This is a genomic window from Anaerococcus nagyae, assembly GCF_017874535.1.
Classification (GTDB): Bacteria; Bacillota; Clostridia; order Tissierellales; family Peptoniphilaceae; genus Anaerococcus; species Anaerococcus nagyae.
On the sequence record NZ_JAGGLS010000001.1, the window covers coordinates 13,386 to 26,087 of the forward strand.

Consider the following 12,702-nt stretch of genomic DNA (forward strand, 5'->3'; position numbering starts at 1 on the left):
CCTTTTAATAATTTGGAGAATCAATCTTCCATATATCATCTGCATAGTCAATTATAGTTCTATCTGATGAGAAATAACCAGCGTTTGCGATATTCATTAAACATTTTTTAGACCAAGCTAATTTATCCCTATAGTCTTTATTAATTTTTGCATGTGTTTTTCTATAATCTTCAAAATCTTTTAAGACATAGTATCTATCTGCACGAGATCCATCTTGTGGATTTATCAATTCATTATAAATATCAAGGAACATATATGAATTATTATCATCTAGCTCTCCATTTACAAGAGCATCAACTGCATCTCTAATATTCTTATCAGTTTGATAGAGTTTTACTGGATTATAGCTTGCTTGAATATTCTTTAAATCTTCAACAGTTGCACCAAATCTGTAGTTATTCTCTTCTCCAGCGTGATCAAAAATCTCTATATTTGCTCCATCAAGGGTTCCAAGCGTTGGAGCACCATTTAGCATAAATTTCATATTCCCTGTGCCAGAAGCTTCTTTACCAGCTGTTGATATTTGTTCAGAAACATCTGCTGCAGGATAGATTTTTTCTCCGTATGATACTCTAAAGTTCTCTACAAATACTACTTTCAGTTTATCATTTACTTCTGAATCATTGTTTACTACTCTTGATACTTCGTTGGCAAGCTTTATAATACCCTTTGCTCTAAAGTATCCTGGAGCCGCCTTACCACCAAAGATAAATGTCGTTGGATAAAAGTCCATATCAGGATTCTTCTTAAGCTCATGATATAGATAAATGATGTGAAGTATATTTAAATGTTGACGTTTATATTCGTGAATTCTTTTTACTTGAATATCAAATATAGAATTTGGATCAATCTTAACTCCCTCATGTTCTAGAATATATTTTGCTAATCTTTCTTTATTAGCATGTTTGATATCCCAAAGTTCATTTAAAGTTTTTTCATCACGAGCAAACTTTTCAAGTCCTTTAAGCTCATCTAGATTATATTTCCAATTATCACTTCCAAGTTTTTCTGTTATAAAACTTGATAATGGTCTATTAGCATAAAGTAACCATCTTCTAGGTGTTATACCATTAGTCTTGTTATTAAACTTTTCTGGAAATACCTCATACCAGTGCTTAAAAGTATCCACCTTTAATATCCCTGTGTGAAGCTCTGCTACACCATTTATAGAAAATCCTACATATATTGCAAGATTTGCCATATGAACTTGATCATTTATTACTATTCTATAAGGATCTATTTCTGTTTCTGATAATCCTTTTTTCTTAAAATGATTTACTAAAACATCATTAATTTGATAGATTATCTCTAAACACCTTGGACTTACTTCTTCTACTATATCTATTGGCCATTTTTCAATAGCTTCTTGCAAAACCGTATGATTTGTAAAGGCAAAGACCTTTCTTGCAACTTCAAGAGCTTCTTCAAAACTTAGACTATTCTCATCCACTAGTACTCTAATTAATTCTGCAATTGCTATATTCGGATGAGTATCGTTAAGTTGTATAACATGATATTTGTGGAAATTTTTAAATCTCATATCATCTGCAAAATACCTCTTATACTTAGCAACTATATCTTGGATAGATGCTGATACAAAGAAATATTGTTGTTTTAATCTAAGAACCCTACCAGCTCTTTGTATATCATTTGGATATAAAACTCTTGTTATGTCTTCCGCTCTATTTTTTTTAGCAACGGCAGCATCGTATTCAAAATTATTGAATTTATCAAATTCAAACTCTTCAAACGGTTCAGCTTGCCAAAGTCTTAGGGTATTTACTTTACCATTTTCAAGCCCTACAACTGGCATATCAAATGGCACAGCTTTAACCTGTTGATCTTTAAAGTTTACTATTCTTGAATCAGAATCTACTCTTATAGACCAGCCATCTCCGTCTTTTATCCAGCTATCTCCTTGTTCCTTTTGGAATCCATTCTCAAATGATTGTTTAAATAAACCCTCACGATAACGTACACCATATCCATACATATTGATATCTTGAGTTGCAGCAGAATCCATAAAACAAGCTGCTAGTCGGCCTAATCCGCCATTTCCAAGGGCAGCATCATCTTCATAATCCTCTAAAGCCTCAAAATCAATACCTAGTTCACATAATAATTCCTTTACATCATCATAAATACCTAAATTAATGAGATTATTACCAAGTGATCTACCAATTAAAAATTCAGCAGAAAAATAATATGCTTTCCTTTCATGTCTTGATTTCTCTTTGCTCTCTCTCCATTCTTGATTGATTAGTTCCATAATGGTATCACAAAGTGCATCATATTTATCTTTCTCACTAGTTTCATCAAAGTTTTTTAGAGTAATTCTCTGTAGGTTTTCGACATAGCTATCCGTAAACTTATCTTTTTCTAACTTATCCATTGTATCTCCCGTATAATCTTGACATTTCTTTAATCTTCTCTGCTAACTCATCTGTAAAATCTTCTTCTTTACTTCTCCACTTCCAATTAATTCCTAGAGTGGATGGGCTATTTATTTTTGATTCATCTCCCATTTCAAAGAAATCTTGGATTTGATACATAGCTACATCTGAAACTGAAGCCATCAAGGCTCTAATAATTTCCCAAAGGTAATCATCATCTTCTTCTAATCCAAAATATCTAGTTACAAAACTTAATTCTTCTTCATCTAGATTATCAAGCCACCCTTTAAGGGTAGATGAATCATGAGTTGATGCGTAGACTACTGAGTTTCTCTCATAATTATGGGGCAAGTAATTGCTATCGAAGTTTTCGTTAAAAGCAAATTGTATAACATTCATGCCTGGGAAACCATAATAATCTTTTAGATCATCAACTTCTTTAGTGATATACCCCAAATCTTCAGCAATAAATTGTCTATCTGGATACTTTTTCATTATATGATCAAAAAATTCATAACCTCCACCAATTTCCCAGCTACCAAACTTAGCATTTTCATCTGTCGCAGGAATTGCGTAGTATTTTTCAAATCCTCTAAAGTGGTCAAGTCTTAATAAATCATAAGTTCGTAAAGCCATACCAATTCTCTTTTCCCAAAAATCATAGGAAGTTTCTTTTACCTTATCCCAATTATATACTGGGTTACCCCATAATTGACCATCTTCAGAATAAGCATCTGGTGGTGCTCCTCCCACTATAAGGGCCTTTTTTGTAACTTCATCCATTGCTAGTATTTCAGAATTCACCCAAGCATCGCAACTATCAAATGCTACATATATTGGCAAATCACCAATTATATCTATATTTCTACGGTTTGCATAATCTTTTAGTTTTCCCCATTGGATAAAAAATTCATATTGAATAAATACATAAAAATCTATATCATCTTTGTGTTTTTTTCTAAATTCATCCAAGGCCTTAGTATCACGATCACGCAACTTATCATCCCATTCGACCCAACTTATGTCTAAATTATCGTGTTTAATAGCCATAAACATAGCATAGTCTTCTATCCAATAAGCTTCTTTTTTTCTAAACTCTTTTATTTTATTATCAAGCTTTCCCTTAGAATTTTCATATGCTTTTTTTAGAATTCTATATCTTAAATTATATTGAATAGCATAATCTACATACCTATCATTATCTCCAAAGTTAAGATTATCCAAGTCATCTTCTTTTAAAAATCCATCTTCTATTAACATATCTAAGTCAACAAAATAAGGATTGCCAGCAAATGACGAAAAAGATTGATAGGGACTATCTCCATAGGAAGTTTGTCCTAATGGTAAAATTTGCCAATATTTAAGTGACGCATCTGATATAAAATCGACTACATCATAGGCTGCCTTACCAAAAGTTCCTATACCATATGGTGATGGGATAGAAAATATAGGCATTATTACACCATTAGATCTTTGTAATCTTTCTTGAGTCTTACTCATTACTCCCCCTTATAATAAATCTATGAAATTTATGACTGGAACTTCATAAGGATGATTTTTCTTAATTATGTCAAAAGCTAAATCTTTATCAGTCTCTTTTATCCTAAATTCAAGCTTTACTTCATTTACATCGCAAAGCTTACCTATTTCTCCCTTATCAGGATTAGATCCTTTTAGAGGAATAAAGTGACCAATGACCTTAGCTTCTGAAAATACGGAGTCGTATCCATTATCTTTTAAAATTTCTTTTTTATTAAGACCTTCTATAATTTTCCATTTGTCTTCTTCTGGTACAAATACTTCAACTTTGATATAATCCATGATCTTTCCTTTCAAAATATATAAGACCAGTATATGATCTTATCTGTCTATCAAAAATTTCAAAATTTATCTTATACCTTCTACCCCAACTTGAGATTACTAGTTCATGGTAGTCCCCCATATCATTACATTCTGTAATAGTTACTCCATGATGTTTCATAACATTTATAACATTACTCATCCAATTTATAAAAATAACTGGACAATTTTTCCTTAATCCATCATTTATAAAAGCAATCTTTTGCTCTGTAGAAACTTTCTTGAAATAATTCTCAGTTAATAAGTGAGCATCAAGCTTTAATCCATGAATTCTCCTTATACGATTAACCCTATTATTTAAAGCCTTTACAGTTGGTACACCATTAATGTGAGGCCTAAGCCTTTTATAAAATTCATACTGATACTTGTTATACTCATCTAAGCTAAATTCTTCGTCAGGGTGATACATATATAAATAAGTATTGGTAAACGCTGTTACAACACAAGATCTATCCCTATAAAATTTATTTACTCCTAATTCCATCAAAGAGTTTTGATATCCACCATAATAAATACCTTCAGTGGTTTTTATAGGAACAAATTTTCCTACTTTGCTATTTTTAAGTTTCATAATCTTCCCCTTTACATAAAGGTTAATATACAATATATTTTACCCGATTATAAAATTAAAAGTGTTATAATGATATGTAATAAATAAAAGGGAGAAGATATGAAAAGGTGTTTTATAATTGCAGGTGGAGATTTTGATGGATTTTATGATCAAATCAGAGATGATGATTTGGTGATAGCTGCTGATAGAGGATTTGATCATGCAAAAAAATCAGGAATTAATCCAGATATAATAATTGGAGATTTTGATTCAAGTGATAAACCAATAGATAATAATAAAGTAATTAAACTTAATCCTATAAAAGATTATACAGATACAAAAGCTGCAATGATGATAGCTAAAGATAAGGATTATGATAAAATTATAATATACGGAGGTCTTGGAGGGCGTGATTCTCATACCTTTGCAAATATTAGAAGTAGCCTAGAATATAAAAAACTAGGTATAGATGTAATTATAAAGTCAAAATATAAAAAAATATTTATAATTAATGATAGCTTTACTTATAAATTTAAAAATGAAGATGATTTTTATGTTTCAATATTTGCGCTCAGTGAAGTTGTTAAAGGAATTAGTATAAGCGGTTTATTTTATGAACTCAATGATTATGATTTAACCCTAGATAGCAGTTTGGGAGTATCCAATGAAACTTGTAAGAAAGATTTTTCAATAAATGTAAACGATGGATATCTTCTAATAATATTTGAAAATAAAAATGTATAAAAAAGCTGTTGATAAAAACTTTATCAACAGCTCTTTTAAAATTCTTTTCTCAATTTTTCTTCTCTCATCTCATCATATGATTTTTTTGCCTTTTCTGCCACTGTTATCCTATCCATTTTTTTCTCTTTTAGTTTTTTATTTACATTATCTTGACTTAAAGTATAAAGTACAGCTGCTATTGGCATAAATAAGATCATACCTGGTATACCAAATAATCTGCCTCCTAATATTACTGATACAAAAATCCATATTGCTGGAAGCCCAGAATTTTTACCAATAAATAAAGGATAAATAATTTTTTCTTGTAATTGTTGTAAAATCACAAGAAATATTATAAACACCAAAGCTTTAAATGGTGAATGGATAAATATCAAAATCACGCCTATTGCTGCAGCTATTATTGCTCCAAAGTATGGAATAATATCCAATGTACCAACCAAAACTGATATCATCCCTGCATAAGGCAATCTAAGTATTTTCATTCCTATAAAGTTTAAAATACCTAATGTTATGCATGATAAGATTTTTGAGTTTAAAAATTTAGCAAAAGCATCATAGCTTAGCTTAAATACATAATTAATTTGATCTGCAGTTTCTTCATTAAAATTAGCATAAAGCAACCTATTAGAGTTTAATTTCAATGATTTTTTGTTTATACTAACATATATTGAAAAAATAAAACCAAGTCCAATTGCAGCCAATCCTGAGCTTACAGATGATATTATATTTTGTGCTCTACTTAATAAATTTGTGCTATCTCCACTTGCATAATCAGTAATTTTTTGAGATATAGTGCTTAAATCAAGATTAGCAAAATTTTCTTTAAAATCAATAGCTGCTTGATTTATAGATGGCATTTTTTGTGTATATTTTATAACAGCATCCATAAAGGCTGGAAGGTTTTGTATAGTTGATTGAATTGCATTTATTAATTCTGGTATGACTACAACTAATATCAACGTAATTATAGCAAAAAATATGATCCAGCTTATAAATAAGGAAAGCGCTAATACAAGATTTCTATGCTTTAATGGATCTATAAATTTACCAAATACCTTTTCTTGAAAAAAGCTCATAGGTAAATCTATCACAAATGCTATAGCAAATCCTATTATCATTGGTCTAACAACCCCATAGGTACTAAGTAAAAAATTTGATAGAGGTTCTATATACCACAATGCAAAGAAAGTTAATATCAGGTACAAACCTACCTTGTAATTATTTTTAGATTTTTCATCTAACTTGTTTTTTTCTTTCATCTTCACCTCTAAATATCTATTCTTCTAAAGAAATATTAAGGTCAAACCACTGATCTGACAAAGATTCTTTTTTATTTTCTAAACTCTTTATTTCTTCAAATGTTTCTTTGACCTTATCTTGGTTACTATAAAAATTTTCCATTAAAGTAAGTTCAGTTAACTCATCAACCTTACTATCTATATCTTCCATTTCTTTTTCTATATTTTTAATAGTTTGTTTAATTTTTTTTATTTCATTTTTTTTAAGGTTTTGCTTTTTCTTTTCTTTTGCAAGTTGAGTCTTACTTACTATCTGACTTTCTCTTTCTATAGAAGATTCTTTTATTTCTTTTTGTTTATTTTCATAATAACTATAGTTACCCATATACTCATCCATACCATCTGATTTCATCTCTAAAATTTTTATTGCTATCTTATTTAAAAAATATCTATCATGGCTTATTATAAGCATGGTACCTTCATAATCTAGGATAGCATCTTCTAGGATTTCCTTACTATCTATGTCTAAATGATTAGTAGGCTCATCCATTAATATAAAATTTGTATCAGAGATCATAAGCTTAAGTAAAGAGATACGAGCCCTCTCACCACCAGAAAGTTCAGAAATTTCTCTATCTACATCACTATCATAGAACATAAATTTAGCTAAATAAGATCTAATTTCAAAGTTGGTAAGCATAGGATAAGTTTCCCTTATTTCATCAAAAATAGTGTTATTTAAGTTAAGTGATTTTTGCTCCTGATCAAAATATCCTACATTTACACTCTGTCCATGTTTAATTTTTCCACCACTCGGAAGTTCTTCTCCCATAATGATTCTAAACAATGTGGTCTTACCAACGCCATTTTCTCCTATTATAGCTGTTCTTTCATTTCGGTATAAATCAAAGCTAATATTTTTGAAAACTTCTTTATCTAAAAAATTTTTCTCTAGCTTTTCTACCTTTAATACATCTTCACCGCTTTGTATTCTTGGAGTAAACTTTAGTTTCATTGAACTATTTACACTATCAGGTTTTTCTATACGATCCATCTTATCTAAAAGTTTTTGACGGGATCTAGATTGTGATATGCCTCTCTTACGTTTGGACCCACCTTGATTTTTAAGACGTTCTATTATCTCTTCTTGACGGTCAATTTCCTTTTGTTGAGCCTTATATTGGTGCATTCTAACTTCTAAATCTTTTTTTCTCTTATTCATAAAAGTAGTGTAGTCACCATTATAAGTATTTAGACTACCATTCTCTAGAAGAAATATTCTATTTACTGTATTATCCAAAAAGTACCTATCATGGGAGATGACTATTACCGAACCTTGATAATTTTTTATGAAATTTTCAAGAAATCTTATAGCATTTATATCTAGATGATTGGTAGGTTCGTCTAGTAAGATTAGATCTGGCTTTTCTAATAGTAAATAAGCAAGCTCTACCCTAGCTTTTTGTCCACCTGATAGGTCATTGATATTTTTATCAAAGTCTTCTTCTAAAAAACCCATAGCTTTAAGAGTTCCTTCAAGCTCTGATTTTATAGAATATCCATTTTGTGCTTCAAACTTCTCAAATAACTTATTATGTTCTTCTAATAATGAATCCATCTTATCTGAATTCATGTTTGGATCAGCTAATTTTTTTTCTATATTTCTTAACTTTTTTTCTATATCTATGATTTTATCAAAAACTTTCATACAGTAATCATAGATCGAAATACTATAATCTATTGCTAATTGCTGTTTTAAATACCCTACTTTAATATCATTTGGGATATATATATCTCCACTGTCTTTAGAATCTTCCCCCATTAAAATTTTAAAAAGGGTGGATTTGCCTGCCCCATTTATGCCAATGAGGCCGACCTTATCACCCTTTTCAATCTTAAAGCTTAAGCCTTTAAATATTTCCTTAGTAGGATATGATTTACTTAAATTGCTTGCTGTAAGTATATTCATTAATAATTAAAATCCTCTGGAGAGTTTATAAAATATGTAAGCGTAAATAGTGACTCATCTAAGTGTACATTTTCTAAAACAACTCCATTTTTTGTTTTAAGATCTACTGGAGAAAAATTCCAAATACCCATAACTTCACCATCACAAAGTACGTCACAAACATCTTGACTTGCTTCTTTTGGCGTTGCAATTATTCCAATATCTACCTTGTTATTTTTCAGATAATCGCTAAGTTCATCTATATCTTTTACTTCAATCTCTTTATTAGATGTTTCTTTATCAAAAACTGCAGTAAAAGTATAGCCTAAATCTCTAAAAGTTTTATATTGGTATAGGGCATGGCCTATATTACCATATCCTATCAAAACCATATTATATTGTTTATCTACACCTATGATTTTTGAAAGCTCATCCATAAGCTCTTTTACATTGTAACCATAGCCTTGTTGACCAAAACAACCATAGTGATTTAAGTCTTGTCTAATTTGGCTTGCTGTAAGACCTGTAATTTCTGAAAGCTCCTTAGAAGAAACTCTTACAATCCCACGATCATTAATACTTTCTAGATACCTATAATACTTAGGCAATCTTTTTATTACTGATAATGATACTCCATTTTCCTTAGCCATTGTTATCCTCACCTTCCATAAGTTTTAAATCTTCATCTGTTAATTCTTCTACAAGATCAACTTTTTCTGTATTATACTCCACTTCTTCATTAATATCAGATTCAAATACAATTTTATCATCAGAATTCTTAGTTATTATATCATAATCTTCATCGTTTTCTTCCAAATCATTGTTAATTATAGAACTAATATCTTCATTATCACTACACTCTACATATTTTTCTGTCATATTTCTAAGCTTTAAAATATTTAAAATGTGAATAAAGTACACAACTATTAGAACTGTATAGAGAATCAATTGATTATTTAAATTAAGGAACTGATTATTTAAATTAAGACCTACTGGTAATCCTGGTATAAATCTTGCCAATACTAAAATCGCAGGAACACTTAAAACTCCAAATCCAATAGCCGTTACAATAGCCGTAAATATAGATAAGCCATAGGAATTTTTTTGAAATAATATGTATATTCCATAGACTAACATGAGGGCCCAAGCTATCAAAAAGCCCACCGCCCAAATATAATTTATAGCAAAAATATTTGCACGAGACGATATTATAGTAATGATAAACAAAGTAAGAACCACTACGCTCAATATTTGGCTAAGGGTCTTTTCAAATCTTCTATCCATATAATCACCTATTTGTTTTTCTTTGACTTATATCTTAGATTGCTATCTAGAATTCTCTTTCTTATTCTTAAATTATTTGGGGTAACTTCGATTAATTCATCATCTTCTACAAATTCCATCATTTCTTCTACACTCATTTTTTTAGCAGGTGTTAGCATAATAGCATCATCAGATCCTGAGGCACGTGTATTTGTTAACTTTTTAGTCTTACATACATTTACATCAATATCTAGACCTTTGGCATTCATACCTACTACCTCACCTTCATAAACTTCATCCCCTGCTTCGATAAACAATTGTCCACGAGATTGAGCAGCATTTAAACCATATGCTCTTGCTATACCTTGTTCACTAGCTATAAGAGATCCCACCTGACGTGTCTCCATATCGCCTTTATATGGTGCATATTCTTCAAATTCTGAGTTAAGTATACCTGTGCCCTTAGTATCTGTTAAAAACTCTGTTCTATAGCCTATAAGACCACGAGCAGGAATTCTAAATATCATCCTTGTGTATCCAGATGAAGTTGGACTCATATCTACAAGTTCGCCTTTACGACGACCAAGTTTATCTATAACAGAGCCAGTATATTCTTGGTCAACATCTATTGTTGCTAGTTCTATTGGTTCATGTTTTTTTCCATCTATATCTTTAAACATAACTTCAGGTTTTGAAACTTGGAATTCATATCCTTCTCGTCTTAGATTTTCTATAAGTACTGATAAGTGAAGTTCTCCACGTCCTGAAACTCTAAAACTTTCTGTTGAATCTGTATTTTCCACTCTTAGAGAAACATCTGTTTCTTTTTCTTTAAACAATCTTTCTCTTAAATGTCTACTTGTAACATATTTCCCATCGCGTCCTGCAAATGGTGAATCATTTACTGAGAATGTCATAGAAAGAGTTGGTTCAGAAATCTTTGTAAATTCAATTGGCTCATGATCTTCTTCTGTACCAATAGTATCACCTATTGATATATCCTCCATACCTGATAAAGCTACAATAGATCCAAACTTAGCTTCTTCTACTTCTACTCTTTCTAGACCATCAAATTCATATATTGTTACAATTTTAGATTTTTCAAGCCTATCTTTTTCATTATAGTTTGTAATTACAGCATTGGCATTTTTCTTAATAACACCTTGCTCTACCTTACCTATTGCGATAGAACCTAAAAAAGAACTATAGTCGGTTGTTGAAACTAACACCTTAAATGGAGCTTGTTCATCAGCTTCAAATGCTGGTGTATACTCTATAATTGTATCTAAAAGGTCAATCATATCATTTTTTACTGTATCTTTTTCAAGGCTTGCCCAACCATTTTTAGCAGAAGCATAGACAAATGGACTTTCTAGATAGGATTCATCCGCGTCTAGAGAAATAAATAAATCTAATATTTCATCTTCAACTTCATCAATTCTTTGATCTGGTCTATCTACTTTGTTTATACAAATAATTGCTGGTAGATTAAGCTCAATAGCCTTTCTTAATACAAACTTAGTTTGAGGCATAGGACCCTCATGGCTATCTACAACTAAAACAACTGACTCAGCCATATTAAGTACACGTTCTACTTCACCACCAAAATCCGCGTGGCCTGGTGTATCTATAATATTAATCTTTTTATCATTGTAATGGATAGCAGTATTCTTAGAAAGAATAGTAATCCCTCTTTCTTTTTCTATACTGTTAGAGTCCATAACCCTTTCCTTGACTTCTTGGTTTTCTCTAAATGTTCCTGAACTTTTTAGTAAACCATCTACAAGTGTTGTTTTTCCGTGATCTACGTGGGCTATGATTGCGACATTTCTTACATCTTCTCTTTTCATATATCCTTCTTTCATAACTAACAAATTCTATCAATATATTATATCAATTGCGCAAATATTATCAATAAAAGCCATAAAAAAACATCTAGGTACTTTATTAATCACTAGATGCTTAACAAATTTTTTGATCATTTAGTTCTAAAAAAGCTACAGTAGTATTATCCTGCACCAAAAAATTATCTGCAAGGGAATAGACTAATTGGATGCCTCTGCCATGATCTGATAGTATATCCCTATATTTAGCATAATCTATGCCATCTCCCTCGTCTTTAACTTTAATCATACAATAATCTTCATCAATCACAATAATAATATCAATTAATTTTTCATAAATTTTGTGGTTACCGTGTTTATAAGAATTTACGATTAATTCGTCTAGAACGAGTCTAATTTTAAAGATAAAATCTTCATTATAGTTCTGTTCTTCTAATAAACTTATCGTATTATCCCTAAATTCTTTTATTAATGAAAGATCACTATGAATTAGATTTCTAATAATTTCCATAGCATGCTCCTTAAACTATTATGTTTATACCCAAAATTAATAAAATTATAAACTTATGAAAATCCTATGCATTATTGTAAAAGTATGTAATAAATTTAGGAAATAGGGTATAATATAAAATGTAATAACAATGAAAGGAGACATTGGTATGAAATACGTATGTACAGCATGTGGATACATTTATGATCCTGCTGAAGGAGATGTTGATAACGGAATCGAAGCAGGAACAGAATTTGACCAACTTCCAGAAGATTGGGTTTGCCCAGTTTGTGGAGTAGGCAAAGATATGTTTGAACCACAAGAATAATAAAATTAACAAGGAGGCTCTATGCCTCCTTTATTTTTTTTGCA

The 12,702-nt window shown here is 30.4% G+C and carries 12 protein-coding genes; 2 read left to right on the forward strand and 10 right to left on the reverse strand.

Features of this window, described 5'->3' with window-relative positions; genetic code table 11:
- Positions 1–4 precede the first annotated feature (4 nt).
- Genes J2Z39_RS00060 through J2Z39_RS00075 form a run of 4 tightly spaced genes read right to left on the reverse strand, consistent with a single transcriptional unit; the run spans position 5 to position 4,824 of the window.
- Positions 5–2,392 (reverse strand): glycogen/starch/alpha-glucan phosphorylase, encoded by a 2,388-nt coding sequence (locus J2Z39_RS00060; protein WP_209813139.1) that lies wholly within the window; start codon positions 2,390–2,392, stop codon positions 5–7.
- On the reverse strand, positions 2,385–3,893 hold the full coding sequence (gene malQ, locus J2Z39_RS00065) for a 4-alpha-glucanotransferase (RefSeq protein WP_209813140.1): 1,509 nt from the start codon (positions 3,891–3,893) through the stop codon (positions 2,385–2,387). Before malQ ends, J2Z39_RS00060 begins: the two co-directional genes overlap by 8 nt.
- A 9-nt stretch (positions 3,894–3,902) precedes the next feature.
- A complete protein-coding gene (locus tag J2Z39_RS00070; RefSeq protein ID WP_209813141.1) occupies positions 3,903–4,214 on the reverse strand; it encodes a YqfO family protein in 312 nt (103 codons plus the stop codon).
- Entirely contained in the window at positions 4,195–4,824 is a 630-nt protein-coding gene (locus J2Z39_RS00075) for a hypothetical protein (protein WP_209813142.1), read from the reverse strand. Before J2Z39_RS00075 ends, J2Z39_RS00070 begins: the two co-directional genes overlap by 20 nt.
- A gap of 99 nt (positions 4,825–4,923) precedes the next feature.
- On the opposite strand from J2Z39_RS00075, the gene J2Z39_RS00080 reads away from it, so the two are divergent.
- Positions 4,924–5,547: a thiamine diphosphokinase gene (locus J2Z39_RS00080; RefSeq protein WP_209813143.1), complete on the forward strand. Its 624-nt coding sequence runs from the start codon at positions 4,924–4,926 to the stop codon at positions 5,545–5,547.
- A 35-nt stretch (positions 5,548–5,582) separates the two neighbouring features.
- On the opposite strand, the gene J2Z39_RS00085 is transcribed toward J2Z39_RS00080, so the two are convergent.
- From J2Z39_RS00085 to J2Z39_RS00110, 6 genes are all read right to left on the reverse strand, one after another.
- Positions 5,583–6,806 (reverse strand): AI-2E family transporter, encoded by a 1,224-nt coding sequence (locus J2Z39_RS00085; RefSeq protein WP_117522321.1) that lies wholly within the window; start codon positions 6,804–6,806, stop codon positions 5,583–5,585.
- Positions 6,807–6,822: 16 nt separating this feature from the next.
- Positions 6,823–8,754, reverse strand: coding sequence for a ribosomal protection-like ABC-F family protein (gene abc-f / locus J2Z39_RS00090; RefSeq protein ID WP_209813144.1), 1,932 nt, complete (start codon positions 8,752–8,754; stop codon positions 6,823–6,825).
- On the reverse strand, positions 8,754–9,383 hold the full coding sequence (locus tag J2Z39_RS00095) for a redox-sensing transcriptional repressor Rex (RefSeq protein WP_117522319.1): 630 nt from the start codon (positions 9,381–9,383) through the stop codon (positions 8,754–8,756). Before J2Z39_RS00095 ends, abc-f begins: the two co-directional genes overlap by 1 nt.
- Positions 9,376–10,017 carry a hypothetical protein gene (locus tag J2Z39_RS00100; RefSeq protein ID WP_209813145.1) on the reverse strand — a complete coding sequence of 214 codons (642 nt, stop codon included), beginning with the start codon at positions 10,015–10,017 and terminating at the stop codon, positions 9,376–9,378. Before J2Z39_RS00100 ends, J2Z39_RS00095 begins: the two co-directional genes overlap by 8 nt.
- Before the next feature lie 8 nt (positions 10,018–10,025).
- Positions 10,026–11,846, reverse strand: a complete 1,821-nt coding sequence (typA, locus tag J2Z39_RS00105) for a translational GTPase TypA (protein ID WP_117522317.1) — start codon at positions 11,844–11,846, stop codon at positions 10,026–10,028.
- Between the two features lie 112 nt (positions 11,847–11,958).
- Positions 11,959–12,351: an ATP-binding protein gene (locus J2Z39_RS00110; protein ID WP_209813146.1), complete on the reverse strand. Its 393-nt coding sequence runs from the start codon at positions 12,349–12,351 to the stop codon at positions 11,959–11,961.
- A gap of 148 nt (positions 12,352–12,499) precedes the next feature.
- On the opposite strand from J2Z39_RS00110, the gene rd reads away from it, so the two are divergent.
- A complete protein-coding gene (rd, locus tag J2Z39_RS00115) occupies positions 12,500–12,658 on the forward strand; it encodes a rubredoxin (protein ID WP_019190929.1) in 159 nt (52 codons plus the stop codon).
- The last annotated feature ends 44 nt before the right edge of the window (positions 12,659–12,702 follow it).